The sequence below is a fragment of the uncultured Dubosiella sp. genome, from assembly GCF_964018005.1.
In the GTDB taxonomy this organism is placed as follows: Bacteria; Bacillota_I; Bacilli_A; order Erysipelotrichales; family Erysipelotrichaceae; genus Dubosiella; species Dubosiella muris.
The window spans coordinates 150,278-174,328 of the sequence record NZ_CAXHOA010000001.1 but is presented as its reverse complement, the minus strand read 5'-3'; the positions used below and the strand labels follow the sequence as shown (position 1 = coordinate 174,328).

The window sequence follows — 24,051 nt, the reverse complement described above, 5'->3', positions numbered from 1 at the left end:
AATGGATTCGGAAATACGAACAGCAATCAAGTTTTGAGAAGCCGCAGTGATGCGGTTTTTTTTGTGATTTCAACGATTCACCTCCCCCTTCGCTCAATCAAAGCGATTGAGCCGGCACGAAAAGAGAAAAAACGAAAACCTGGCACGAAAGATCTTTCTCCTTTCGTGTTTTTTTGCGCCTCGCCTTTTGTTTCTTTCTTTTCTCGTTTCGCCGAAACACACCGCCCCATGTAGACAACTTGTAGAATTTTATGTCTACAAAGGAGACAAAAGAAAAGATCCCTAAAAATGCGGGATCTCTATATCTTTTAAGCGGGCCATTCTCTCGTCGTAGTCGGGCATCCTTCGATGGATGGCGGCGTAAAACGCCTTGGAATGATCCGGATGTTCCAGATGGCAAAGCTCGTGCAGGATAATCGCCTCGACACATTCGAGCGGGACGAAAGCGAGATTCACATTGAGAGAGATACAGCGCCTGGCCGGCGTGCAGCTTCCCCACTTCGAGCGGTAAAAGCCAAAGCGCAAGTCAACCGCCTGGAATCCATATCGAAGCCGGACTTGTTCAAAGCGCGCGCGCAGTCTGGGCGTGGCGTAATGGCGGATAAACAACTTCCATGCTGTTTCGTCCGTATAAAACAGCGTGCCGTTCTCAATCCGTGTCGATTCCCCTTTTTTCAGCCCGTACCGCTCGCCGAACAAATAAAGAAAACCGCCTTCGCGCAGCGCGGTGTTTGCCTGTTTCTTTTCCTGGCGCTCGATCCATTCCTTGTTGTCGAAAAGAAACTGCCGGATTTGCTCGTCCGTTATAAAAGATGGAGCCGTAACGACGAGGGCTCCATCCTGGTATCGCATATAAATTTTTTTGTTATGCGGTTTGCGGACGACGGCGACCGGATGGTCATTCCACGTCGGCATACACCGCTTTAGCGATTTGCGCCATCGTTTCCATCGTCGCTTCCTGCTGCTTCAAATCGTAAGCGTCGTACTGGTGGACATTGCGAATCAAACTGTTCATCGGCAGTTGTCCATACAGCTTCGTTCCGCTTTCATGAAGAAATTGCTCCAGTTCGTTTTCGTCGTAGAACAACGCTTTTTCCTGGCAGTTCGGACATTCGAAATACGCCATGTTTTCCACGATTCCCAAAACAGGAACGTGCATTTCCTGACACATTTTGATGGCTTTGGTCACGATCATCGACACCATTGGCTGCGGTGTGGACACCATGAGCACGCCTTGAACCGGCAGCGACTGCAAAATCGTCAGCGCCACGTCGCCGGTGCCCGGCGGCATGTCGATGAGCAGCACGTCCAGCTCGCCCCAGACGACATCGGTGTAAAACTGCTTGACGACATTGCCCAAAATCGGGCCGCGCCAAATCACCGGATCGCTTTCATTTTGAACTAGGTAGTTCAGCGACATGATCTTGATACCGTCGACATCGACTGGAATGATTTCATTTTCCTTTGTCGCGTAGGCGTAACGCTCGTGGGCGTTCATCAGTCGCGGAATGGATGGACCCGTGATGTCGGCATCCATGATCCCGACACGCAGTCCTTGTTTTTGCATCGCGCGCGCGAGCATGACCGTGATCGTCGACTTTCCGACGCCGCCCTTTCCGGACAGCACCGCGATCACGTGTTTGATTTTCGATTGGGCGTTCGTTTCTACCGAACAGCTGGAGGCGTCTTTCGAACAACTTCCCTGGTTTGGACATCCTTCACAAGACATCGTTATCTCCTTCCCCGTCTAAGTCTGGAAAAAAACGCGTATACGCATCGCTTAGACGTTTGTTTTGAATATGCGTATAAATTTGCGTCGTTTTGATGTCGGCGTGGCCGAGCAGTTCCTGCACGACGCGCAAATCCGCCCCGCCATCCAGCAGGTGGCTCGCGTACGAATGACGGAAACTGTGCGCGGAAATACGCGGATCAAGCCCGAGCGCCGCCACTTTCTTTTTGATGAGCGCGTGCACGTACTGCCGGCTGATCCGATGGCCTTTTCCGTTCACAAACAGCGCGCTCTCCTTCGAAGAGGCGCTGGAACAGCGAACGTGGCGAATGTACCGCTCGATTTGCCGGGCCGCGGTTTGCGCGATAGGAACGATCCGCTCCTTGTCGCCTTTGCCGTGCCGGATTCGAACGATTTGCTCTTTCGTCTTGACATCGTTGAGATCGAGTGCGCAAAGCTCGGACACCCGCAATCCGCAGGCGTACAAGGTTTCAAGCACCGTCTTTCCCAATTCATCATAATCACCCGGACCAAAAGAATCAAGGATCATTTTTACTTGCGCCTCGCTCATATACACCGGCAAGTGCTTGGAGGACGAGGACTGCTTGAAATTGAGCGTTGGATCCGGCATCGTTTCGTCTTTGAGCGCCAGAAAGCGATGGAACGAGCGAACGGACGAGAGCATGCGCGCGCAAGAGGCGCTGGCGTGCCCCGGGCGATACCCGTTCATAAACCGGTCCAAATCGACGATGGAAACGTGCCTTGGCGTCTTACGCCCTTGCTGCTCCATCCAGTTCGCGTAATGAACCAAATCGTTCATATACGCCTCGGTCGTGCGCAGCGATTTGTTTTCCAATACCCGGATGTGGATCTCGTATTGATTGAGCGCCTGCTCCCACGTCATATCCATAAGCTGTCCTCGATCGTCGTCTTCGTGTGGCCTTCCTTGATCGCTTCGATCAACAGCGACTTGGCCCCTTTGGAGCGTCGGTCGTAAGCCACCTGCATGCGCTTGACACTGAAACGACACGCGTGCAGCGCCGCGAAAATCTCAAAGATCCGGTCGGGCCGGTGCACTAAATAAAAACGGCCGTTGGATTTGAGCAGCCGTCCGGCGCTGGCGACCAGCTCCTCGAGCGTGCAGTTCAACTCGAACCGTCCTTTAGCCCGCAAGTCCAGCCGCGTGTCGGGGTGCATTTCCTTTAACTCAAAAAAAGGCGGATTGCTGACGACGACATCCACCGGCTCGTGCTCGACACGCTGGATCGGGGCGTTGATCAGCTCCACCTCCCCGTCGATGAAACGCCGGACGTTTAGCTGGGCGACCTCAAACGACTCGGGCAGCACTTCGACGCCAATGAGCTTCGAACACGAAAAGCGGGAAGCGTAAACGAGCAGCGCCGCGTTGTTCGTTCCGATATCGAGCACGCTTTCGCCTTTTTTTATCCGCATGAACTGCGCGAGCAGACGCGTGTCCGTGTTTAAGCAAAAATGATTCGGATCTTGATACAGCTGAATGGATGGATCCACCAAATAGTCCAGCCGCAAATCGCTTTCATTGACCATGCTCGTTCTTTCCTTCCTTTTCTTTCTTCTTCAGCAAATCGCCCGCTGTCATAAACACTTTCGAATCGAGCGAGCGGTTCAGGCTCGCGACAATGTCTTGCGTCGTGTTGACGGGCTCTTCGAAAATCGTCGGCTGCTCGATGATTTGATCGGCGCGCTTGAGCGAGCCGATGCTCACGCCAATATGCCGGTAGCCGACCGGTTCGAAATGCTCCAGCAGCAATTCGGAAACGACCTCCCAAATCGTCGCATAGTTGTCCGTCATCGCGTTGAGGGTTTTCGAACGCATTTGATTGTGGAACGTCGTGTCGCGCAAAACGAGCGAGACGAGCCGTCCTTTTTGCTTGTCGCGGACGAGCTTGTTCCACAGCTCGCGCGTCAGGATTTGCGCCTGGGTTTGCGCTTCCTCCAGCGTATACAAGTCGGTTTTAAACGTTTTGGACACGGAAATGCTTTTGTGGGAAGTGGAAAACTCCAGCTTCGAAGACGAGTTTCCTTTCGCCTTTTGCATCATGGCGAACGCGTTTTTCCCAAGCAGCCGCCGCACAGCCGGCTCGAATCTAGGATCCACCAAATCGCCAATTCGTTCCACACCTTCTTTTTTGAGCGCCGGAACGGTTTTTTTACCGATCCCGATCATCTCCTCGATCGGCAACGGCCAAAGCTTGGCGGGAATTTCCGATTTGCGAAGCACCGTGATACCCATTGGCTTTTTCATGTCGCTGGCCATTTTCGCCAGAAACCGCGTCGGTCCCACACCAATCGAGCACGTCAGGCCAAGCTCTTGCAGCACGCCTTGCTGGATTTGAACCGCCATGTCCAGCGGCCGCGGATACTTTCGAATCGGCTCCGTGACATCCAGAAAGCACTCGTCGATCGAAAGAGGCTCCAGCTTGGCGGAATAGCGGCGCAAATACGCGAAAAACCGGGACGACAGCTTCCGGTAATACGCGTAGTCTCCGGGAATGACAACCAGTTCCGGGCACAATTCCTTGGCCTGGTAAACGGGCATCGCCGAATGGACGCCGTGCTTGCGCGCCTCGTAGTTGGCTGTCGAAAGCACGCCGCGCGAAGAGAGGGAGCCGATCGCGACCGGCTTATCTTTCAATTCAGGGTGTCGTAAAATTTCAGCGTTCGCGAAAAAGGCGTTCAAATCAATATGGAACAGCACGCTAGCCATGCCGGACTTCCTTTCGAAGCTCGCGCATCGACTCGACCGCGCTCTCCTTCGCGCTGCCGCTGGCCATGATGGCGAGTTCTTTGAGCGATTCCTCCTCGTCAAGCTGGCGAATCGAAGTCGTCGTTTCCTGCTCGTTTTGCGATTTGGACACGTAGTAATGCGAATCCGCCCACACAGCGACCGAAGACAAATGGGTGATGCACAACACTTGGTGGCTTTTGGACAACGAATACATTTTGCTTCCCATCGCCAGGGCGACTTTGCCGGAAACACCCGTGTCGATTTCGTCAAACACGATCGTGTCGATGCCTTCCTGCGTCTGGAACACCGTCTTGAGCGCGAGCATCAAACGGGAGAGCTCCCCGCCGCTGGCCGAACGCTTCAAAGGCGAAAAAGGCTGACCCGGATTCATCGAAACGACGAATTCAATTTCATCAATGCCATCGGCAGCCGGCTTCTTTTCGTGATCCTCCACCTGGAACCGGGCGTTTTCCAGCATCAAGTCGCGGCAATGCGTCTCGATTTCCTGCGACAGCGCGTCGAACACCGCCTTGCGGGATTTTGACAAGGCGCGAGCCGCCTGAAAATAGCTTTCCTCGCTCGTTTGAAGCTGCTTTTCCAGCTTTTCAAAAACATCCTGCCGGTGGATGATCCGGTCGATTCGCTCTTCGAATTCCTTAGCGCGCTCCATCATTTGCGAATAGCTGCCGCCGTATTTTCGGTACAGCTTCTTGATTTCGTATTCCCGCTCCTGCAAGGCGTCCAAATCTTCGTGGGCGTTAAAAATTTCCTCGCGTTTGTCCTTGATCGTCTCGGAAATATCCTGAAGCGAATAGTAAATCGAATGCAAAGACTCGCTTTCGCTTTCCAGCTGTTCGTTTTTGCGCATGATTTTGTACGTTTCGTAAACCGAGTCGAGAATGCCGTTGTCTTTAGTCAACATCGAGATGCACTCGCCCATCTCGTCAAGGTTTTGCTGGGCGCGCGAAAGCTGGCGAATTTTTTCCTGAAGCTCGGCCAGCTCGTTTTCCTGCACGTTGGCGGCCGTGATGGCGTTGAGCTCGTTTGTCAACGACTCGAGCTCCTCGTCGGAAAACGTTTCGTTTTGCGCTTTCGACAGCGCCCGTTTGGCGGCGCTGTAGCTTTTGTACCGGGTTTGCACTTCTTCTTTCAGCGTGGCGTTTTTCGCGTATTGATCCAGCAAATCGAGCTGAACCGCCGGATCCATCAGCTGAATCGTATCCATTTGCGAGTGCACGTCGATTAGTTTCGCCATGAGCGAGCGCACGAAGCCAAGGGTGCTCACTTGCTGGTTGATGCGAATCGTGCTTTTTCCCTGGCTTGTCACGGTTCGCTGAATGATGAGATTGTCCTCGATTTCAAATCCGTTGTCCTCCAGCATGGCGATCACTTCGGGATTGGGCCGGGAGAGCACCATCTGCAAAATCGCTTTCTCCTTGCCGTGGCGGACGATATTGCCCGTGATCCGGTTGCCGGACAAATACGAAAGCGCGTCAATCAACAGCGATTTTCCGGCGCCGGTTTCTCCCGTGATGACGGACATGTCCTTGTTGAAGTCGATAAACGCGCGGTCGAATAAAATATAGTCTTTGACCATTAATTGTTCGATCAAGTCTTTCACCTCTTTTCTTTTGCGTAAAGCAGCGCTTCCAAATTTCCGCTTCGCCCTTTGATTGGCGAGTCGATTTGCTCTACTTTTTTATAATACTGGCGCAGAAACGATTCCATATCCTCCAAAATGCGCTGGCGCAGCTTCGGATTTTTCAATACGCCTTTTTTATTCAAAGCCTGGGGTCCGCATTCGAATTGCGGCTTGACCAACACGACCAGATGCCGGACGTCTAAAACCGGCAGCACGTGGGCTAAAACGGTTTTGGCGGAAATGAAGCTGACATCCATGCAAAGAAAGTCGATTGGATCGTCGAACCAGTTCGCCTCGATGGCTTTGGCGTTTCTGCCTTCCATTTTAACGACTCGCTCGTCGGCATCCAAACCCGGATCCAGCTGCAAGTGGCCGACATCGAGCGCGTACACTTTGCGCGCGCCGGCCAGAAGCGCCGCCTGCGTGAAGCCGCCCGTGCTGGCGCCAATATCGAGAACGGTTTGTCCTGTCAAGTCGATATCGAAAGCGTGCAGGGCGGCGTCCAGTTTTTCAAAGGCCCGGGATACGTATTCCACTTCTTTTTTCTCGATGTCGATTTGATCGGCTTCGTCGACGACATACGCCGGCTTCGTGACAACTTTGCCATTGACCATGACCCGTCCTGCTTTGATGGCGTCCTGCGCCTTCGTCCGCGTCGGAAAGTACGATTGGCACGCCTGATCGAGCCTAGGCATTTTTGCGCTCCAGCCTTTCAAACACCGTGTCGATATCAATGCCTTCCTCCTGGCGCAGCACCCGGATCGAGCCTTGCGGAACAAAGTGGTCCTGAATGCCAATGATGTCGATTTGGTGGTCTTTCTTGTTCATCGCCTCCAAAATCGCGCTCGATAGCGAGCCAATTTCACAATCCGTCTCGAACACGGTCACCGGAAGGTTTTCCTTAAAGACCGTGTCGAGCATTTTCGTGTCGATTGGCTTAAAGAAGCGCGCGTTGATGACCATGACGCCCATAGCGTTTTCCCTGGCTTTTTGAATGAGCCGGTCGACATCCGGTCCGTAAGTGATGACGATTTGTTCCGGTATCCCGACAATGTGACACGTCCACGTCCCGATTTCGATGGCTTCATACCGCTCGTTGGGCGCGTAATGGACGTTGCCTCTCGGGTAGCGGATACAAAACGGCCCGTTGTACGCGAACGCGCTGTAAAGCAGGTTTTGCGCCTCTTTCGCGTCTTTTGGCTGCGAAAGGACAAGGTTCGGAATGCTGCGCAAAAACGCGATGTCGTAAATGCCTTGATGCGTTTCCCCGTCGTCGCCGACAAGACCGGCCCGGTCGATCCCAAACACCACCGGCACGTTCATTCTCGCCACGTCGTGGTTGATTTGATCGTAAGCCCGCTGCAAAAAAGACGAGTATATCGACACGAAAGGATGCAGGCCGCCCACCGCCATGCCGGCCGCCATCGTCACAGCGTGCTGTTCGGCGATACCGCAGTCAAAAAAGCGGTCTTTGTAGCGGCTGGCGAATTCCAGCAGCTTCGAGCCTTGCGCCATCGCGGGCGTAATGGCTACGATTTTTGGATTTTTCGCCGCCAAGTCGATCAACGTGTTGGAAATGACTTGCGACCAGGAAATCTCCTGTGGCGGCAGCTTGACAAGCAGTCTTCCCGTGGCTGGATCAAACGGGCCGACGCCATGCCATTTTCCGGTGCGGTCCTGCTCCGCCAGCTTGTATCCTTTCCCTTTTTGGGTGATGACGTGCACCACGATCGGACCTTCGTGCTCTTTGGCGGTTTCCAGCACTTTGATCAAAGCCGGAATATTGTGTCCGTCGACTGGTCCAAGATAATCCAGATTGAATTCTTTGAACAAAGGGGCGTCCACGAGCGAGTCTTTGAGCGAGTCGCGCAAATGCGTCAGGGAATGAAGCAAATTGACGCCGGTTTTCGTCTGATTCAAATTTGTCTTGACGTCTTGCTTCATATGCCGGTACAAGCTGGACGAGCGCAAGTTGGTCAGCCGTTTCTCAATGGCACCGTGGTTTTTCGAAATCGACATGTTGTTGTCGTTAAAAATGATGATCATCTTTTTGTGGCTGACGCCAATGTCGTTGAGCGCTTCCAGCGCCATGCCTCCCGACAGGGCGCCATCGCCGATAATGGGAATGATCTCGAAGTTTTCATGCTGCAAATCCCGGGCGATCGCCATCCCCAGCGCGGCGGAAAGCGAAGTGGAAGAATGCCCGGCCTCCCAGGCGTCGTGCACGCTTTCGCTTCGTTTTTGAAAACCGGAAAGGCCGTTGTGCTTGCGAAGCGTCGAAAACGCGCCGGCGCGTCCGGTCAGGATCTTGTGGGTGTAGCTTTGGTGTCCGACATCGAACAAAAATTTATCGTTAGGCGAGTGAAAGACATAATGGAGCGCAATCGTCAGCTCCACGACGCCTAGATTGCTGGATAAATGCCCGCCGGTTCTGGAAATCGAGCCAATCAGGAACATGCGGATGTCGTCCGCCAGCTCTTGCAGCTGTTTGGTCGACATCGACTTGATTTGATCCGGGGATTGAATATCGGTAATCTTCATACGCCGCCTCCTATTCTAATGTTTTATTTTTTTCGATCCAGCAGCGCGTGGATCGTGCTTCGTAGCGCCTCGTCTTCCAGCGCGAGCCGGTCCAGCCACGCCTCGATGCCTTCCAGAGATTGTCTGGCGTAGCGCTTGGCTTCTTCCAGTCCAAGCAGCGACACGGCCGTTGCTTTGTGATTGCGGGCGTCGCTGAGCGATTTTCCCATTTCCTGCTCCGTGCTCGTGGCATCCAAAATGTCGTCGACGATTTGAAACTGGATGCCCAGCGCCGTGCCAATGGCGATCCAGGCGGGAATGTCCTGCTCGCGGTCGGCCAAAATCGCCGCCGACACGAGCGGCAGGACAAGCAGCTGGCCGGTTTTGTACCGGTCGATTTCCAAAATCTGATCCAGCGTCGAATCCTCGCGCTGTTCCGCCTCCAAATCCAGCGACTGGCCAAGAATCATCCCTTCGCATCCGGCGTATTGCGCCAGACTGTCGGCGAGCTGCACTTTTTGCCGATCGCTGACCGGGCTTTGCAGCGCCATCTGAAAGCTGTACGACAGCAAGCCGTCGCCCGCCAAAATCGCGGTGGCCTCGTCGAACGCCTTGTGGCACGAAGGCTTGCCGCGGCGCAAGTCGTCGTCGTCCATCGCCGGCAAATCGTCGTGAATGAGCGAATACGTGTGGACCATTTCAATGGCGGCCGCCATCGGATATCCGGCTTCCGGCGCGATGCCATACGCCTTCAAAGCGTCGAAAAGCAGCTGCGGCCGAACGCGCTTGCCGCCATTCATCAACGAGTATTCCATCGCGTCGCGCACCGGCGAAGGGGCCAGGGCGAAAATTTTTTCCTGGATATAGGCGTTGAAATCAGACATCTTTTTTCTCTCCTTCATCCACCATTAACGCGTTCATCTTGTTTTCAAACCGCTTGAGCTGCGTTTCGCACTGCCTGGAAAGCTTCAGTCCTTCCTCGAACAGTTTCATCGCTTCTTCCAGCTCCAGCGTGTTGGAGTTGAGTTTGGTTACGATTTCGTCCAGCCGCTCCATCGCCTGGCGAAATGTCGTTTTTTCAGCCATTCGTTTTCTCCTTTTTTGTGATAGCCGCTTTCAGTGTGCCGTCCGATACCGTGATTCGGACTTCCTCGCCAAGACGAACCTCGTCGACGGCGCGCACCACTTTGCCTTCGGCTTGCACGATCGCGTAGCCGCGGCTTAAAACCTGTAGCGGCGAACAGGCGTCCAAGAGTGCCACGCTGCGGGCGAACCGCTCTTTTTGATGACGCAGCTGCGTCCTGGTGTTTTGATTCAGCAAGCCTCGCGCCGAATCCAGCTTCTGCCGGCCGGACTCGATGGCGTGCCGCGGCGAGGCGGCCCAAAGCGCGTCTTTGAGCGAACGCTCCCGGATGCATGCCATTTCGTATCGTTTCGTCAAGGCGTTTTCCAGCGCGCCGGACAGCTGATCGAGCCGCATTTGTTTTTCAACGACCCACATGAGCGGATCGCGCAAATACGGATTGTTCTCATAGCTCGACAACACGGTGCGGCTATGCGCGATCATTTGCCGGGTGCGGTCCGTTAAAAACTGTTTGGCGCCTTCGATCCAGCGCAAGGCGTCGTATTGGTCGCGGGACACGCGCTGGGCGGCGTAAGTCGGTGTCGCGACGCGCACATCAGCGGCCAGTTCGGCCAGCGTCGTGTCGACTTCATGCCCGATGCCGGCGACAAGAAACGTGTCGAGATCGTAAATCGTCTTGACGAGGTTTTCGTCGTTAAAACAAAACAAATCCTCAAAGCTTCCGCCCCCGCGCACAAGCAGCAGCGCGTCATGGCCGCCCCGGTCGGCGCGGCGAAGGGCCTGCATGAGCGAGGCGGGCGCGTCGCGTCCTTGCACCAGAGCGGGATAAAGCGTGACGTTCATCATCGGCCAGCGTTTTTTCAAAGTGACCAGCACATCCTGAAGCGCGGCTCCGTCGCGCGCGGTCACGATCCCGATGTTTTCGATCCAGGCCGGCTGCGGCTTTTTGGCTTCCTCGCTGAAATAGCCTTGCTGTTCGAGACGCCGTTTTCGTTGTTCAAATTCAAGATACAGCTCGCCGATGCCTTCCGGGCGCATCGCCTTGACGTACAGCTGGAGCGATCCGCGCTGCTCGTAAATGCTGACGGAGCCGTTGACCAGCACCTGCATGCCTTCTTCCACGCTAAAGCGCAGGCGGTTGACATAGGAGGCGAACATGACGCAGCTCATTTCGCTGCGGGAATCTTTGATGGAAAAGTAGTAGTGGCCGCTGCGGTGTTTGGTGAGGTTGCTGATTTCGCCCTGGATCCAAACGCCATCCAGCGGCACGCTTTGCGCGATGACGTTTTTTAAGCGCGTTAAAAGCGCCGATACGGGAACGACGCGGGCGCTCATAGTTGATCGAGGACGCCGTTGATCAGTTTGTAGGAATCATCGTCGCAATATTTTTTCGCCAGCTTGATCGCCTCGTTAATGACGACCGGCTTGGGAATGTCGTTTTGAAGGATCTCCTGCAAAGAGACGAGCAGGATCGCCTGCTCCAAAACGCTTAAACGGTCGAACGACCAGTCTTTGCGCAAGTATTTGGAAATGATGTCAATGTACTCTTGTTCGTGTTCGATCGTTCCAATCGTCAACGCGTACAAATATCCGTCAATGTTGTTGTTGCCGCGCATCGCGTCAAACACGCACTTCCGAATATCGGTTCCGAGCAGTAGATGCTGATACACACAGCGAAGCGCGATTTCGCGCATGTCGTGCCGTGTGAGCTGTTTTGGTTGATTTTCGCTCATTATGATTCCTCCTTATGCGAAAAAAGGAAATCTCTTGAGAAGATTTCCTAGAAAATGAATCCGACTACATCAATCTGGATCGCTTCCGGTTTATGGTCGGTCATGTAAGAAATGCTTTCAAAGATCTTGTTTTGCAGAGCCGCACATACATCGGTCACATTCGCGTTGTAGTCGATCTTGACCGGGATGTTCAAAAACAATTTGTTGTCCTCGATCCGCGTCGTGATCCCGTTTTTGAATGGTTTGTTCGATTCAAAGATCTGTACGTGGTCGACTTCCTCGATCACGTTGGCCGCGATCGTCGAGAAAACGCTTTTATTTAACGTTACCGTTCCCAAATCATCTTTCGATGTGAGCTGAATAAATTCTTTTGCCATAAAATTATCACCTTTTCTTTCCTCATTATAACAAATTCTAGTCAAAGCACCAATCTTTAACGCTTTTTTTTGCGAGAATGTCGCGTGTGCTCACGATATCTCTGTGTAATTGCGCTTTCAGCGCCTCGATCGACGCGAATTTCTGCTCCGGACGCAGCCGGACCGCAAATAAAAACCGCACCCGGCGTCCATACAAGTTTTCGTTGAAATCAAGCAAGTGGGCCTCGATCGTTTTTTTCTCGTTGCCAAACGTCGGATTGTAGCCGATGTTGATCATCGCCGGCACCAGACGCCGCCCGACTTGCACAAAACCGGCATAGACGCCGGTGGCGGGCAGCACATAGTCCGGATCGCATTCCAGATTGGCGGTCGGGATGCCCAGCAGCTTTCCGCCGCGCTGGAACCCTTTTCCGATGATTCCGTCCAGCGAATACATATAGCCAAGCAGCTCGTCCGCCAGCTCGATTTTCCCTTCCTTGACGTAACGTTCGATAGTCGACGACGAGATTTTTTGCTGTTGGGTTTCCATGAAGGGGTCCAGCGCGACGACGCGCAGGCGCGGATCACTTTTCAAACTGTCGACATTTCCCTTGTTTTTGGCGGCGTAATGAAAATCGGTGCCGCACACAAGCGTTTGGACATGCATCGCGACGAGCACGTCGTGAAACGCCTGCTCATGCAAGGCCGCGAACGATTTCGTAAAGCGAAGAATGTACACAAAGTCGAATCCTTTTTTCGCCAGCATGCTGAGCCGCTTGGGCAGCGGAGTCAAGTAGTCCAGCGTCTGCTCGGGATGAAAAATCGTCCACGGATCGGGATCGAACAAAATGACGCCGCTGGCCAAATGCTCCTGCTTCGCCAAATCGAGCGTCTTGTTCAAAAGAAGCTGATGGCCTTTGTGCAAGCCGTCAAAATACCCCACACAGCAAACCGTCTCGGGAAGCGAGGGAATCGCCGTGTGTTCGATTTCCACGATTTCCATTACCACAACCCCCTTTTGCAGCGGTACACGCCTTTTTCGTCCCGCTCGTAGATCGCGATGATTTTTCCGGCATCTGTGATGGCGATGCGCTGGGCCTCCGCCTGGCAGGCGATCGGCTTGCCGTTGTACACGTCGTCGACCGGCTCGTAGGCGACGCGCTCCATCGTTTCAAACGCCGACTCGAGCGAATGCAGCGTGTGGCTTGGCGCGTCCAGATCTTCGGCTTGCGACAAGTCGAATCCACCCGCCTGCGTGCGAACCAGCGAAGTCATCGTCCCGACGTTGCCGGTCTTGGCCGCGATGTCCCGGCAAATCGAGCGGATATACGTCCCGCTTGAACACGCGATTTCAAAGCGCATCGCCTGCTCATCCAGCACCTTCGCGCGGTAAATCTCAATATCGGCGAATACGCGGGGCACTTCCTTGCCTTCCCGCTGGTACTCGTACAGCTTTTTGCCGGCGATTTTTTTGGCCGACGTATCCGGCACTTGCTGTTTCTGGGCCCCCACCATCGTGTCGAGCACAGCTTGCAAGTTTTCAATGGGCTGAACCGGCCTGGTTTCGACCACTTCGCCCCAAATGTCGTCCGTGTCCGTTTTTTTGCCAAGAGCCATCGTCGCGATGTACGTTTTGTCCTGGTTTTCCAAAAACTGCAGCGCCTTGCACGCGCGCCCGCAAAGGACGACAAGCACGCCGGTCGCGTTGGGATCGAGCGTGCCGGTATGGCCGAATTTTTTTTGTTTGTATTTTTTTCGCAACCGGGCGATGACATCGTGACTCGTCATGCCGTACGGTTTGTTGATTACGAGGATTCCATCCATCATGTTTTATCACCTGTTTCATTGTATGTGGTTTTTCATGGTTTGGCAACTTTGGCGTGTGCTATAATCGAAACGAAATGGAGAGTTTATGAAAATTCAATCGGTTTTACGGGCGATCCGGAACGCGGATCGCGATTTTGATTTAATTGGCGACGGGGATAAAATCGCCGTGGCCTTGAGCGGCGGAAAAGACAGCATGCTTTTGTTCGTCGCCTTAGGCATGTATCAAAAATTCAAAGGAAAAAATTTCGAGTTGTGCGGCATTCACGTCGATGTCGGCTTCGAGGACTTTGAGCACGAAAAAATGAAAGCGTTCGCCAAACAGCATGGCTTGACGCTCTACATCGAGAAAACGAGAATCTTCGAAATTTTGCAAAAAGAACAAAATCTGCATCGTGGTAAAATCCAGTGCTCGCTTTGCTCGACGTTGAAAAAAGGCGTGCTGTTCGAAAAGGCGAAGGCGCTTGGCTGCAACAAGATCGCTTTGGGCCACCATGGCGACGACGCGGTTGAAACGCTGTTTTTGAATATGATCCACGGATCCAAGGTGGCGACGTTTTTGCCAAAACAGTACATGTCGCGCATGGATATGGACATGATTCGCCCTCTGGTGTATCTCAAGGAAAGCGAGATCGTCGGCGTCGTCGAGGAAAACGGCATTCCCAGTGTCCGGCGCGTCTGTCCAAACGACGGCTTCACGCAGCGCCAGGAAATGAAGGAGTTTCTAGACAAGTTGTATGCGGCTTACCCGATGGCGCACGACAACTTTATCACGGCGCTCTCCAACACAAAGCAGATCCACTTGTGGCAAAACGCAAAAAAGGAGAAAAAATAAATACCGCTTTTTATGATCCGATGATACAATGAAACCGGAAATGGTATCTTCCAGAGAAATCGAACCGCGAAAGCTGATGATCCCTACGCTGTTTTCAGTATGGGCCATCGGCTTTTTTTGTGTGAAAGGAGATTGTTTCATGTTGTTTTCATTCGCGATTCTTTTTGGCGCCGGCTTGCTGCTTGGCAAGCTGTGCGAAAAGTTCAAACTGCCTTCCCTGCTTGGGATGCTTGTAGCCGGGATCCTCATCGGACCGTACGGGTTGAACGCGCTGGACAAAAGCGTGCTGGATATTTCGGCGCAGCTACGCAAGATCGCGCTCATCGTGATTTTGATCCGGGCCGGGCTGAACCTCGATCTGGCCGATTTAAAACGAGCCGGACGGCCGGCGATCTTGATGTGTTTCGTTCCGGCTGTCTTCGAAATCGCCGCGACGACGCTGCTCGCGCCGCTCGTCTTTCCGCTCTCGCGGCTGGACGCCGCGCTGGCGGGCTGCGTTTTAGCGGCGGTGTCGCCGGCGGTCATCGTGCCGCACATGCTCAAAGTCATGGAATCGGGCCGCGGCGTAAAACAAAGCATTCCGCAAATGATTTTGGCGGGAGCCAGCGCCGACGACATCGTCGTGCTCGTCCTGTTTAGTGTCGTCCTTTCGATGCAGTCGGGCCAGGGTGTCGACTTGTCCACGTTTTGGCGCATTCCCACGTCAATCGGTTTGGGCATCGCGGGCGGCATCGCGACAGGCTGGCTGCTGCTGCAAGGATTCAAGCGCTGGAAGCTCAATCCCGTCGAGGAAGTGCTCGTGTACTTGAGCGTGTGCTTTTTGCTTGTAACGCTTGAGGACACGCTCAACGGGCCGGTCGCGTTTAGCGGCTTGGTGGCGACGATGGCGGCGGGCATGGTCGTCGCACGCCAAAATCAAAAAAAAGCGAAATCGCTTTCGACTTCGTTTTCCTCGATTTGGACGATGGCGCAAATCGTGCTGTTTGTGCTTGTCGGCGCCTCGGTCAACGTGGCGTTCGCCACGCGTAGTTTTCTGCCGGCTCTCGTTTTGATTTTAGGCGTTTTGCTTGTGCGCATGGCAGGCGTCTGGTGCTGCCTGCTGGGCACGGGACTCCATCGCAAGGAAAAAGCGTTTTGTATGATCGCCTACATGCCCAAGGCGACCGTGCAGGCGGCCATTGGCGCCGTGCCGCTTTCCATGGGTCTGGCTTGCGGGGAAACCATTTTGACGATCGCGGTCACCGCCATTTTGGTCACCGCTCCGCTGGGCGCGTTTTTCATCGACCGGACGTATTCGTCGTGGCTGCGTCTTTAAATCAGGACGCCGTGCAGATGGTCGATTTCGTGCTGGATGATTTGCGCCGTGAAGCCGGCAAAGCGTTGCGTCCGCCGTTTGAATCGGCTGTCTTTGTATTCGACTTCGATTAGCTCGTAGCGGGTGCAGGCGTGCACGCCGCGCACCGACAGGCATCCCTCCTCCGTCTGGTATGGGATGCTTTTTTTGGTGATGACCGGGTTGTACATGAGCACATAGTCGTCCCCGTCCTGAATGGCGATGATGTTTTTCAGCTCGCCAATCATGTTAGCCGCCATGCCGACGCAATGGTGCGAATGCGCCTTTAACGTATCCAGCAAATCCTGGCCGATACCTCGATCGGCCTTGATGGCGGGTTTGGATGGCCGGGAAAGAATCGCTTCGTCATGGATGATTGTCCGTATCATAAAAGTCCTCCGTTTTTTTCATTGTAACGAAAGAAATCGGGTCCGGCAAGCGGTTTCCCGGCTTGGAATGTGTTCTTCTTTCCAAAAATATGATAAAATTTATGTAGTTTTTAAAAGAAAGGACAGATTTTATGGCTGGATGGATCGAGAATTGGCAAAACACCAAGAGAAAAAAACGATTTGAAACGATCTACGGCGTCGAATTGCCGGACGAATGCCGGGCGCAGGAATCAGGCCGTGTCGTTTCCCCGGGCCGCTTCGTGCTACGCTTTCCGTATTGGAAACACGCCAAGGCGGATGGCACGAAGGACCGCCGCAAAAAAGAAAACGAAATGATCTATCCCGAAAGCGTGCTCTGGATCGGATCGTTTCGGATCATATGCGAACAGCCTGCCCTTTTGCTTCGGCTTGCAAAACAGCTTCGCGCCCAGGGATGGGAGATTGACTTGTGCAAGGAGGAGCGCGAAAAAGCGCGACGACGGCGCGAGGAATGGAGCGAGTCGTTTGCCGACATCACGCTTCAAAAGCTCATTCGACGCTTTGAACGCGATCCCATCCGTTTTGAAACGTATTGCGCGACGCTCTTTGAAAAGCTTGGCTATACCGTTACGCAGACGCCGGCATCCAACGATGGCGGGTTTGACTTGCGGCTTGAGCGAGATGGCGCGCTGTTCGGTCTGGTGGAATGTAAGCTGTACCAGCCTTCGTCCAAGATTTCCCGGCCCGTCGTCCAAAAGCTCGTTGGCGCCAACGAGCTTTTCCAGGCGCCTCACCTGCTCATTGTGACGACGAGCTCGTTTACAAAAGAGGCAGCTTCGTTTGCCCGCTGTACCCATGTGCAAATGGTCGATGGCCAGGCGCTGCTTGCGCTCATCGAGTCCATCGCCCAAAAAGAGGAAGTGCCCGATCCGGGTGTGGTGGAGCTGGAGGCGGAAGATTTGCGACGCTGCTTCCCTTTGGATTTTGAGGAGGTATTTCAATGAACAAGGCGGGATGGAACCCGTGGCATGGCTGCCATAAGCTTTCGGAAGGCTGCAAATACTGTTTCATGCACACCTCCGATTTGCGGCATGGGCGCGATCCGGAGCTTGTATGCAAATCCAGCTCCGCGTTCGACTTGCCGCTTCGCAAAGACCGGAACGGATTTTGGAAAATTCCGTCCGGAACCGAGGTCGCGGTTTGTTTTACATCGGACTTCTTTTTGGAGGAGGCGGATCTTTGGCGCGATGAGGCGTGGTCGATTATTCGCTTTCGCGAAGATTTGCGTTTTTTGATTGCCACAAAGCGGGTGGAGCGAATCGGGCAATGTCTGCCGGCGGACTGGGGCGAAGGCTGGAAGCATGTCATGATCGCCGTCAGTTGTGAAAACCAGCGTCGGGCCGATGAGCGGCTGCACCTGTTTTCGAAGATTCCGTGCAAACACAAGGCGGTTTTCGCGGCGCCGCTGCTGGAGCCGATTGATTTTCGGGTCTGGTTTTCCCAAATGCGGATTGAACTCGTTTCCGTTTCCGGCGAGAACGGCCGGTACGCCCGGCCTTGCCGGTTTGAGTGGATCGAGCGAATTTATCAGGACGCCAAGGCGAATGGCGTGGCTTTCTCTTTTCATCAAACGGGAACCCACTTTGTGAAAGACAACATCTTGTACACCATCAGGCGGATGGATCAGTTTTCCCAGGCGAAAAAAGCGACGCGCTATTTGGCGCAAAAAAAGCGATAAAAAAAGCGGCAGTGCCGCTTTTTATCATATGATACCCAAGAACAGAGACTTTTCCCTGTATATACAGGTGGGTGAACTGTGATCAAAATTAGGATCCCCACGCGTAGCGGGTCTTCAACACAAATGACCAACATCCGTTCTCCCTTATCTCAACTTGTAGGAAAAATTAAATATCCTTGGGCAACTCCTATAATACCCAATGTCGTCGGACAATGCAAGTGGCAGAATCGTTTTTGAATGTATTGTTCTTTTCAATATTTTTTTCGATTTTTTTTCGATAAAGGTTTATAATGAATTCAAAAGAAAGAAAGAATGTATTTATGGAAAAAAAGATTCAACGCTTCTTCCTGAAAAATCATATTGAACCAACCGAAATCAAATACATCAAACGGGAAGAGGGAAAGACTTGTATTTACCTCATCGACGGGCGGATTGTGGAGACGTACACGCCGCTCAAGGCGATCGTGGACGAGCTGCCGGTCGACGAATTTCTCTCCATCAACAAAGGAATCGTCGCCGCCACCTGCCGAATCGTCAACATCAAGGACGATTTGTACACGATGCGCGACGGGAGCATATTTAAAGGGAGGGCGCGGATGCCCCGCCTTTTAAAATACGAGCACGAAAAGAAATTCAACACCTCGAAAAAAAGCCAGGAGCTCGAAATCGACGCGCAATGCGCGATTTTCGACGATTGCCCTTTGCCGTTCGCGCTGGTCGGAATCGAATACGACCACGACGGCCACGAACTCGATTATATCGTTCACTATGCCAACGACGCCTGTTTGCGTTTGTTTGACAAACAGGAGGAAAACGTGTTGAATCAATCGCTCTATTTGTTCAATATCGAGAAAAAGACCCTGGTTTTAATCGCGGATGTCGCCTTAAACGGAGGACAGCGCGTATTTCAATTTCTCTCGGTTCCGCGCGCTATCCAGTGCTACCAGCCCGAGGACGGGTTTTGCGCCTTGTTGATGATGCCCGAGTAAATTCAAGGTATAGCTTGCGCTATATCTTTTTCTTTTCTCCATTCAAAAAAAGAGAGCGCTCAGCTCTCTTCCTGCTCCTTGTTTAAATCCGAAAACAAGTCGTTTCGATACACGCCATCCTCGATGAGTTTTTCAAACGAGGCGACGACCTGCGGCTTGTCCTCCTTGAACGTCACGCCAAACCATTTATCGTTGGTTTGCAGCACTTTCACGTCAAACTCCCCTTTAGGCAATTCCTGCCCGATAAAGATCGGCAGCAAAAACTCCGCGCTGTTCTCGTTGCCTTTGTTTTGCTCGAAAAAGTCGACAAATCCTTTGGAAAGCCGGTCGACAAATTCCGGTGTCAAGCCCCACATGTTCATCGAAACGAACGAATCGAGATCCAGCGGCTTGCCATCCGCCTCGGCGCCGTCCTTCGTTTTGACGATGTTTTTCGTTTCCTGGACGTCAACCAGTTCCATGTTGTCGTTCACCTTGCAAATGCCACGGGTCACGCCGCCAAAATCCGACAACGTGTTTTTTAACAAAAATCCCGCCATGCAGTAATGATCCGGATGCTTCGGATCGTAGTGCTGCAGGAAATTTTGGATCGCGACGAACGCCTCCTTGCCATAGTAGTCGTCCGCGTTGATGACGACAAACGGCTCCTGAATCAATTCGCGGCACGCCAAAACCGCCTGTCCGGTTCCCCATGGCTTTTTCCGCTCCCCAACCGGCTGGATTCCATCCGGCAGATCCGTCAGGGACTGGTACGCGTATTGGACTTCCACCCCGTGCTGCGCACACATTTTTTCGATTCGGTCGCCAATGACCTCCATAAAGTCCGGTTCGATGTCCTTTCGAATAATAAAGATGATTTTATTGAAACCGGCTTCGATCGCGTCGTGGATCGAATAATCCATGATGATTTCGCCGTTTGGTCCCACGCCTTCCAGCTGCTTGATCCCGCCGCCATAGCGCGAACCCAGACCGGCAGCCATAATGACTAACGCTGTTTTCATGTTCTCATTTCTCCTTCCTCGTATATTGTACCGTATTTTTTACGATATCGGTAAAAATTTTCATCGCCCGCTGCGCGTTTTTACTATTGGCGACTTCTCCCGTCAACATGATCGAGGAGGCGCCATCGTACACCGCGTGAAAGACATCGTTGACTTCCGCACGCGTCGGAACCGGCCGCTCGATCATCGAGTCAAGCATTTGCGTCACGACCATATACGGTTTGCCGGCCGTCTTGCAGCGGCGCTCGATGTCATGCTGGACGATTGGAATCCAGTCCAGGCCGACCGCGTTGGCCAAATCGCCCCGGGCGATGACGATTTCATCGCAAACCGGAAAAAGAGATTCCAGATTTTCCCATCCGCTTTCGCTTTCGATTTTGGCATACACTTTCACATTCGCCCCGAATCGGTCCAGCGTTTCCCTGACCTTGACCAAATCGCTGGCGTCCCGCACAAACGGCTGCATGACGCTGTCGACGCCAAACGCCTTGATTTGCCGGATGTTTTCGAGATCCTCGGCGCAAAGCGGCGGCTGGCGGAGCTCCTTGTGCTCGATCGCGACGCTTTTGTTTGATGTCAGCTTGCCGCCCAAAATGATCTCGCCATCGAAAAAGCCTTCCCCGACCCGTTTGACCTCGGCTAAAATCTTGCCGTCATCCAGCAGCACGCGGTCGCCTTTTTCAGCGGCGGACACCACGACAGGCGGCACCGGAACGCGCTCGCCAAAGCGCACGATGTCCCCGCACAGCAAATGGATCCCGTTTTCGATGCGGCCGACCCGAAGCTCCGGCCCTTTCATGTCAATCAAGAGCTCGACTTTTTTTCCGGTTTTTTGCTCCGCGAGCCGCAGCGCCTCGATCCATTCGCGGCTTTGTTCCAGGGAGGAATGGGAAAGATTGAGCCGGATGCCCGTCATTCCAAGACGGATCATCGTCTCGATTTGCCCGCACGTGTGAAGCGTCGGGCCAAATGTCCCGAAAACCCGCACTTCGTTTGCCATTATTCTTTTTCCGTCACGGCGATGTGGAGCTCGTCCAGCTGCTTTGGATCCACCGGCGTCGGCGCTTTGGACATCGGGCATTTCGCGGCCGCGTTTTTCGGGAAGGCGATCACGTCGCGAATCGAATCCGTTTCCGCCAAAATCATGGCAACCCGGTCAAACCCGAGCGCCAGACCTCCATGCGGCGGCGTTCCGTACTGGAAGGCGTCCACGAAGAAACCGAACTTGTTTTGAATGTCCTCGTCGCTCAAGCCAAGAATCTTGAAAATCTTCTTTTGCAAGTCGTTGTCGTAAATCCGCATACTGCCTCCGCCCAGCTCGTATCCATTCAGGATGATGTCGTAGGCGTTGGTCTTCACTTTGGAAGGATCCGTGTCAAGCAGCGGCAAGTCTTCTGTTTTCGGCATCGTGAACGGATGGTGCTCGCTCACGTAGCGGCCTTCCTCCTCGCTCCATTCGAACATCGGGAAATCCACGACCCAAAGAAACGAGAACTCGTCGTTTTTCTTCAACCCTTTTTGCCGGGCGATTTCGCTTCGCAGCGCGCCAAGCGCCGTGCAGGCCTTTCGCCACGTGTCCGCCACGATAAAGATCGTGTCGCCGTCTTTTGCGCCCATAGTTGCAATGAGCGCCTTTTCGTCGTCGTCGCTAAAAAACTTGCGGGCCGGTCCCGACAGGACGCCATCCTGCATTTTGAAAACGACCAGTCCCTTGCCGCCGTTTTTCTTCACAAGGTCGGTTAGCTTTTTCACTTCCTTGTTGGAAGCGTGGAAGTCGTCCGCCAAAAAGCCTTTGATCGTTTCCGCCGACTGGAAGACTGGAAACTCGATTCCTTTGCATTGCTCGGTCAAGTCTTCAAACACCATGCCAAACCGGTTGTCCGGCTTGTCGGATCCGTATTTGTTCATGGCCTCGTCCCAGGTCAGCTTCAAAAACGGACGTTCGACTTCGATGCCTTTGACTTCCCGCATCGTCTTGCACAGCATTTCCTCGGTGAAATCCATGATTTCCTGCTCACTTAAAAACGACGTTTCAATATCGACCTGGGTAAAGTCCGTCTGGCGGTCCGCCCGCAAATCCTCGTCGCGGAAGCAGCGCGCGAACTGATAGTACTTGTCGAGTCCCGCGATCATGAGCAGCTGCTTGTACAGCTGTGGCGACTGCGGCAAAGCGTAAAACGATCCGGGATGGACGCGGCTAGGCACCAAGTAATCGCGCGCGCCTTCCGGCGTCGATTTGCCAAGCATTGGCGTTTCCACTTCCAAAAAACCGTGGTTGTCTAAATAGTCGCGCAAGGAGCGGCTGACCGCGTGGCGGGTTTTCAGCCGCTGCTGCATGATCGGACGGCGAAGATCCAGGTAGCGGTATTCCATCCGCGTGTCTTCGAGCGCGTCGGTTTCATCCGCGATGATGAGCGGTGTCGTCTTGGCGGTGTTGATGATGTTCACCTTGTCAACGAGAACTTCGATCGCCCCGGTTGGCATGGCGGGATTGGGATCTTTTCGCTTTTCCACGACGCCTTCGACTTGAATGACGTACTCGTTGCGCACGTCTTTGACTTCCGGCGCGATTTGCTCGTCAAACACAAGCTGGCAAATGCCCGTCGTGTCCCGTAGGTCGATAAAGCAAAGCTGCCCGAAATTTCTTTTTTTGGAAACCCAGCCGACAAGCTGCACCCGCTCGCCGACGTTGGCTTCCCGCAATGTTCCATTGTATTTCGTTCTGTACATCGTTTATTCCTCCTCGTGTTCGTGATGGTGATGATGGTGTTCTTCTTCCTCTTCCACCAGCTGCCGGTCCAGGAAAGCGACCATGTCCGCCACCGGAATGTTAACTTGTTCCCGTTTTTCAAGCAGTTTGATTGTCACGCTTTGTTCTTCCATTTCCTTGCTGCCAATCAAAAAGGCGGTTTTGGCGTGCTTGCGGTCGACCGTTTTGAACTGGCCTTTGAACGAGCGCCCGATCAAGTCCATTTCGCTGCGATAGCCATACGCGCGCAGCTCCGTCAGCACTTCAAACGCGTACCCGCGCGCTTCTTTGTCCAGAACCATGACATAGGCGTCCAGACCGTTGTCTTCTTCCAAATTGATGCCTTCGGCTTCCAAAGCGATCAGCAGCCGTTCCATTCCAAGCGCCCAGCCGATGCCGCTCATGCCTTCCGGTCCGCCAAAATACGGGATCAAGCCATCGTAGCGACCGCCGGCAAGCACGGTGGACTGCGCGCCCATTTCCTTGTTCAGCGACACGATTTCAAACACGGTATGCGTATAGTAGTCCAGGCCGCGGACGAGCTTGCTGTCGATCTCGTATGGAATGTCCAGCTGTTCCAGCGCCTGGCAAACCGTGTCAAAATAACGCCGGCTTTCCTCGTTGAGATAGTCGGCCATGCGCGGCGCGTCTTTCATGCATTCCTTGTCGTGGTCGATTTTGCAGTCCAGAAGCCGGAGTGGATTTTGTTCGTAGCGACGTTTGCAGTCCGCGCAAAGATCACCGACATACGGCGCAAAGTATTCCCGCAGCGCGTTGCGGTACGCGGCCCGGCTCTCGTCGTCGCCCAAGGTGTTCAGCAGCACTTTGATGTCGTTAAGACCGAGCGCTTTCAAAATCGAATACGCCAGGACGATGACTTCGACATCCGCGTATGGATCTTTAACACCAAGCGACTCGACGCCAAACTGGTTGAAGAGCCGCAGCCGTCCTTTTTGCGGCCGCTCGTGCCGTGCCATCGGCCCCATATAGTACATTTTGATTGGCAAATCGGGATCGGCGTACATTTTGTTTTCGACAAAGCTGCGCACAACGCCCGCCGTTCCTTCCGGGCGCAGCGTCAGCGACGTGCTCGAGTTGGCGAGCTGGAACGTGTACATTTCCTTGTTGACCATGTCGCTGGAGTCGTTGTCCCGCTTGAACACGTTCGTGTGTTCAAAAAACGGGGTGCGAATTTCGTTGAATCCATACAAATAGCAGAAATGACGAAGCGTCTGCTCCAGCGCCTGCCATTTGGATGAGGAGGCGGGCAGGATATCCTGCGTGCCTCGAGGGATCTGGTAGCTCATTTTTTATTTTCCTCCTATAAAAAAAAGCGCCCGAAAACGATATAAGGACGCGGTTGCGCGGTGCCACCTTATTTCT

The 24,051-nt window shown here is 53.6% G+C and carries 26 protein-coding genes and 1 riboswitch; of the genes, 6 read left to right on the top strand and 20 right to left on the bottom strand.

The window, feature by feature from the left end; genetic code table 11:
- Nucleotides 1-234, top strand: a 234-nt coding sequence (locus tag ABNS49_RS00895; protein WP_348687671.1) for a hypothetical protein, incomplete at its 5' end; no start/stop codon positions are given.
- 48 nt (nt 235-282) lie between these two features.
- Here ABNS49_RS00895 and ABNS49_RS00890 read toward each other — a convergent pair.
- From ABNS49_RS00890 to truB, 15 genes are read right to left on the bottom strand one after another with little or no spacing between them, the layout of a single operon-like run.
- Nucleotides 283-915, bottom strand: a complete 633-nt coding sequence (locus tag ABNS49_RS00890; protein WP_135979230.1) for a YgjP-like metallopeptidase domain-containing protein — start codon at nt 913-915, stop codon at nt 283-285.
- On the bottom strand, nt 899-1,729 hold the full coding sequence (locus ABNS49_RS00885) for an Mrp/NBP35 family ATP-binding protein (RefSeq protein WP_135979229.1): 831 nt from the start codon (nt 1,727-1,729) through the stop codon (nt 899-901). Before ABNS49_RS00885 ends, ABNS49_RS00890 begins: the two co-directional genes overlap by 17 nt.
- A complete protein-coding gene (locus ABNS49_RS00880) occupies nt 1,719-2,639 on the bottom strand; it encodes a tyrosine-type recombinase/integrase (RefSeq protein ID WP_135979228.1) in 921 nt (306 codons plus the stop codon). The genes ABNS49_RS00885 and ABNS49_RS00880 overlap by 11 nt, the downstream gene beginning before the upstream one ends.
- Nucleotides 2,630-3,295, bottom strand: a complete 666-nt coding sequence (locus tag ABNS49_RS00875) for a methyltransferase (RefSeq protein WP_135979227.1) — start codon at nt 3,293-3,295, stop codon at nt 2,630-2,632. Before ABNS49_RS00875 ends, ABNS49_RS00880 begins: the two co-directional genes overlap by 10 nt.
- The gene (gene dinB, locus ABNS49_RS00870) at nt 3,285-4,475 is read right to left on the bottom strand and encodes a DNA polymerase IV (protein WP_135979226.1); all 1,191 of its coding nucleotides are present in this window, start codon (nt 4,473-4,475) and stop codon (nt 3,285-3,287) included. The genes ABNS49_RS00875 and dinB overlap by 11 nt, the downstream gene beginning before the upstream one ends.
- Nucleotides 4,468-6,108: a DNA repair protein RecN gene (recN, locus tag ABNS49_RS00865; protein WP_135979225.1), complete on the bottom strand. Its 1,641-nt coding sequence runs from the start codon at nt 6,106-6,108 to the stop codon at nt 4,468-4,470. Before recN ends, dinB begins: the two co-directional genes overlap by 8 nt.
- Before the next feature lie 5 nt (nt 6,109-6,113).
- Nucleotides 6,114-6,833, bottom strand: coding sequence for a TlyA family RNA methyltransferase (locus ABNS49_RS00860; protein ID WP_135979224.1), 720 nt, complete (start codon nt 6,831-6,833; stop codon nt 6,114-6,116).
- Nucleotides 6,826-8,679: a 1-deoxy-D-xylulose-5-phosphate synthase gene (gene dxs, locus ABNS49_RS00855; protein ID WP_135979223.1), complete on the bottom strand. Its 1,854-nt coding sequence runs from the start codon at nt 8,677-8,679 to the stop codon at nt 6,826-6,828. The genes ABNS49_RS00860 and dxs overlap by 8 nt, the downstream gene beginning before the upstream one ends.
- Nucleotides 8,680-8,702: 23 nt before the next feature.
- Nucleotides 8,703-9,542 (bottom strand): polyprenyl synthetase family protein, encoded by an 840-nt coding sequence (locus ABNS49_RS00850; RefSeq protein ID WP_135979222.1) that lies wholly within the window; start codon nt 9,540-9,542, stop codon nt 8,703-8,705.
- Nucleotides 9,535-9,744 carry an exodeoxyribonuclease VII small subunit gene (gene xseB, locus ABNS49_RS00845; protein ID WP_135979221.1) on the bottom strand — a complete coding sequence of 70 codons (210 nt, stop codon included), beginning with the start codon at nt 9,742-9,744 and terminating at the stop codon, nt 9,535-9,537. Before xseB ends, ABNS49_RS00850 begins: the two co-directional genes overlap by 8 nt.
- Entirely contained in the window at nt 9,737-11,077 is a 1,341-nt protein-coding gene (gene xseA / locus ABNS49_RS00840; protein ID WP_135979220.1) for an exodeoxyribonuclease VII large subunit, read from the bottom strand. Before xseA ends, xseB begins: the two co-directional genes overlap by 8 nt.
- A complete protein-coding gene (gene nusB, locus ABNS49_RS00835; protein ID WP_135979219.1) occupies nt 11,074-11,475 on the bottom strand; it encodes a transcription antitermination factor NusB in 402 nt (133 codons plus the stop codon). Before nusB ends, xseA begins: the two co-directional genes overlap by 4 nt.
- A gap of 47 nt (nt 11,476-11,522) precedes the next feature.
- Entirely contained in the window at nt 11,523-11,852 is a 330-nt protein-coding gene (locus ABNS49_RS00830) for an Asp23/Gls24 family envelope stress response protein (RefSeq protein WP_135979218.1), read from the bottom strand.
- 37 nt (nt 11,853-11,889) lie between these two features.
- Entirely contained in the window at nt 11,890-12,834 is a 945-nt protein-coding gene (gene ribF / locus ABNS49_RS00825) for a riboflavin biosynthesis protein RibF (RefSeq protein WP_135979217.1), read from the bottom strand.
- Nucleotides 12,834-13,658 carry a tRNA pseudouridine(55) synthase TruB gene (gene truB / locus ABNS49_RS00820; protein ID WP_338400911.1) on the bottom strand — a complete coding sequence of 275 codons (825 nt, stop codon included), beginning with the start codon at nt 13,656-13,658 and terminating at the stop codon, nt 12,834-12,836. Before truB ends, ribF begins: the two co-directional genes overlap by 1 nt.
- A gap of 85 nt (nt 13,659-13,743) precedes the next feature.
- On the opposite strand from truB, the gene ABNS49_RS00815 reads away from it, so the two are divergent.
- On the top strand, nt 13,744-14,490 hold the full coding sequence (locus ABNS49_RS00815; protein WP_135979216.1) for an ATP-binding protein: 747 nt from the start codon (nt 13,744-13,746) through the stop codon (nt 14,488-14,490).
- Between the two features lie 27 nt (nt 14,491-14,517).
- A riboswitch (Fluoride riboswitch) is annotated at nt 14,518-14,583 on the top strand.
- 46 nt (nt 14,584-14,629) lie between these two features.
- Nucleotides 14,630-15,805: a cation:proton antiporter gene (locus tag ABNS49_RS00810; protein WP_135979215.1), complete on the top strand. Its 1,176-nt coding sequence runs from the start codon at nt 14,630-14,632 to the stop codon at nt 15,803-15,805.
- On the opposite strand, the gene ABNS49_RS00805 is transcribed toward ABNS49_RS00810, so the two are convergent.
- Nucleotides 15,802-16,212, bottom strand: a complete 411-nt coding sequence (locus ABNS49_RS00805; protein WP_135979214.1) for a peptide deformylase — start codon at nt 16,210-16,212, stop codon at nt 15,802-15,804. The two genes, ABNS49_RS00810 and ABNS49_RS00805, sit on opposite strands and share 4 nt — an antisense overlap.
- Nucleotides 16,213-16,343: 131 nt before the next feature.
- On the opposite strand from ABNS49_RS00805, the gene ABNS49_RS00800 reads away from it, so the two are divergent.
- The 3 genes from ABNS49_RS00800 to ABNS49_RS00790 all read left to right on the top strand — a co-directional run bounded on the left by ABNS49_RS00800 (nt 16,344) and on the right by ABNS49_RS00790 (nt 18,918).
- Nucleotides 16,344-17,195 carry a restriction endonuclease gene (locus ABNS49_RS00800; protein WP_135979213.1) on the top strand — a complete coding sequence of 284 codons (852 nt, stop codon included), beginning with the start codon at nt 16,344-16,346 and terminating at the stop codon, nt 17,193-17,195.
- Nucleotides 17,192-17,929: a DUF5131 family protein gene (locus tag ABNS49_RS00795; protein ID WP_135979212.1), complete on the top strand. Its 738-nt coding sequence runs from the start codon at nt 17,192-17,194 to the stop codon at nt 17,927-17,929. The genes ABNS49_RS00800 and ABNS49_RS00795 overlap by 4 nt, the downstream gene beginning before the upstream one ends.
- A 320-nt stretch (nt 17,930-18,249) precedes the next feature.
- Nucleotides 18,250-18,918, top strand: a complete 669-nt coding sequence (locus ABNS49_RS00790; RefSeq protein ID WP_168353495.1) for a LytTR family transcriptional regulator DNA-binding domain-containing protein — start codon at nt 18,250-18,252, stop codon at nt 18,916-18,918.
- Between the two features lie 59 nt (nt 18,919-18,977).
- Here ABNS49_RS00790 and ABNS49_RS00785 read toward each other — a convergent pair whose 3' ends face one another.
- Genes ABNS49_RS00785 through hisS form a run of 4 tightly spaced genes read right to left on the bottom strand, consistent with a single transcriptional unit; the run spans nt 18,978 to nt 23,975 of the window.
- Nucleotides 18,978-19,919 (bottom strand): sugar phosphate nucleotidyltransferase, encoded by a 942-nt coding sequence (locus ABNS49_RS00785; RefSeq protein WP_289108202.1) that lies wholly within the window; start codon nt 19,917-19,919, stop codon nt 18,978-18,980.
- A gap of 4 nt (nt 19,920-19,923) precedes the next feature.
- Nucleotides 19,924-20,919 carry a pyruvate kinase gene (locus ABNS49_RS00780; protein WP_289108200.1) on the bottom strand — a complete coding sequence of 332 codons (996 nt, stop codon included), beginning with the start codon at nt 20,917-20,919 and terminating at the stop codon, nt 19,924-19,926.
- Nucleotides 20,919-22,649 (bottom strand): aspartate--tRNA ligase, encoded by a 1,731-nt coding sequence (gene aspS, locus ABNS49_RS00775; protein ID WP_135979859.1) that lies wholly within the window; start codon nt 22,647-22,649, stop codon nt 20,919-20,921. Before aspS ends, ABNS49_RS00780 begins: the two co-directional genes overlap by 1 nt.
- 3 nt (nt 22,650-22,652) lie before the next feature.
- A complete protein-coding gene (hisS, locus tag ABNS49_RS00770) occupies nt 22,653-23,975 on the bottom strand; it encodes a histidine--tRNA ligase (RefSeq protein WP_135979860.1) in 1,323 nt (440 codons plus the stop codon).
- Nucleotides 23,976-24,051: the final 76 nt, after the last annotated feature.

Excerpts from the sequence above, each read along its gene's own strand:
- ABNS49_RS00890 (WP_135979230.1), bottom strand. The coding sequence starts at position 915 with ATGCCGACGTGGAATGACCATCCGGTCGCCGTCGTCCGCAAACCGCAT.
- ABNS49_RS00885 (WP_135979229.1), bottom strand. The coding sequence starts at position 1,729 with ATGTCTTGTGAAGGATGTCCAAACCAGGGAAGTTGTTCGAAAGACGCC.
- ABNS49_RS00880 (WP_135979228.1), bottom strand. The coding sequence starts at position 2,639 with ATGGATATGACGTGGGAGCAGGCGCTCAATCAATACGAGATCCACATC.
- ABNS49_RS00875 (WP_135979227.1), bottom strand. The coding sequence starts at position 3,295 with ATGGTCAATGAAAGCGATTTGCGGCTGGACTATTTGGTGGATCCATCC.
- dinB (WP_135979226.1), bottom strand. The coding sequence starts at position 4,475 with ATGGCTAGCGTGCTGTTCCATATTGATTTGAACGCCTTTTTCGCGAAC.
- ABNS49_RS00860 (WP_135979224.1), bottom strand. The coding sequence starts at position 6,833 with ATGCCTAGGCTCGATCAGGCGTGCCAATCGTACTTTCCGACGCGGACG.
- dxs (WP_135979223.1), bottom strand. The coding sequence starts at position 8,679 with ATGAAGATTACCGATATTCAATCCCCGGATCAAATCAAGTCGATGTCG.
- ABNS49_RS00850 (WP_135979222.1), bottom strand. The coding sequence starts at position 9,542 with ATGTCTGATTTCAACGCCTATATCCAGGAAAAAATTTTCGCCCTGGCC.
- xseB (WP_135979221.1), bottom strand. The coding sequence starts at position 9,744 with ATGGCTGAAAAAACGACATTTCGCCAGGCGATGGAGCGGCTGGACGAA.
- xseA (WP_135979220.1), bottom strand. The coding sequence starts at position 11,077 with ATGAGCGCCCGCGTCGTTCCCGTATCGGCGCTTTTAACGCGCTTAAAA.
- nusB (WP_135979219.1), bottom strand. The coding sequence starts at position 11,475 with ATGAGCGAAAATCAACCAAAACAGCTCACACGGCACGACATGCGCGAA.
- ABNS49_RS00830 (WP_135979218.1), bottom strand. The coding sequence starts at position 11,852 with ATGGCAAAAGAATTTATTCAGCTCACATCGAAAGATGATTTGGGAACG.
- ribF (WP_135979217.1), bottom strand. The coding sequence starts at position 12,834 with ATGGAAATCGTGGAAATCGAACACACGGCGATTCCCTCGCTTCCCGAG.
- truB (WP_338400911.1), bottom strand. The coding sequence starts at position 13,658 with ATGATGGATGGAATCCTCGTAATCAACAAACCGTACGGCATGACGAGT.
- ABNS49_RS00815 (WP_135979216.1), top strand. The coding sequence starts at position 13,744 with ATGAAAATTCAATCGGTTTTACGGGCGATCCGGAACGCGGATCGCGAT.
- ABNS49_RS00810 (WP_135979215.1), top strand. The coding sequence starts at position 14,630 with ATGTTGTTTTCATTCGCGATTCTTTTTGGCGCCGGCTTGCTGCTTGGC.
- ABNS49_RS00805 (WP_135979214.1), bottom strand. The coding sequence starts at position 16,212 with ATGATACGGACAATCATCCATGACGAAGCGATTCTTTCCCGGCCATCC.
- ABNS49_RS00800 (WP_135979213.1), top strand. The coding sequence starts at position 16,344 with ATGGCTGGATGGATCGAGAATTGGCAAAACACCAAGAGAAAAAAACGA.
- ABNS49_RS00795 (WP_135979212.1), top strand. The coding sequence starts at position 17,192 with ATGAACAAGGCGGGATGGAACCCGTGGCATGGCTGCCATAAGCTTTCG.
- ABNS49_RS00790 (WP_168353495.1), top strand. The coding sequence starts at position 18,250 with ATGGAAAAAAAGATTCAACGCTTCTTCCTGAAAAATCATATTGAACCA.
- ABNS49_RS00785 (WP_289108202.1), bottom strand. The coding sequence starts at position 19,919 with ATGAAAACAGCGTTAGTCATTATGGCTGCCGGTCTGGGTTCGCGCTAT.
- ABNS49_RS00780 (WP_289108200.1), bottom strand. The coding sequence starts at position 20,919 with ATGGCAAACGAAGTGCGGGTTTTCGGGACATTTGGCCCGACGCTTCAC.
- aspS (WP_135979859.1), bottom strand. The coding sequence starts at position 22,649 with ATGTACAGAACGAAATACAATGGAACATTGCGGGAAGCCAACGTCGGC.
- hisS (WP_135979860.1), bottom strand. The coding sequence starts at position 23,975 with ATGAGCTACCAGATCCCTCGAGGCACGCAGGATATCCTGCCCGCCTCC.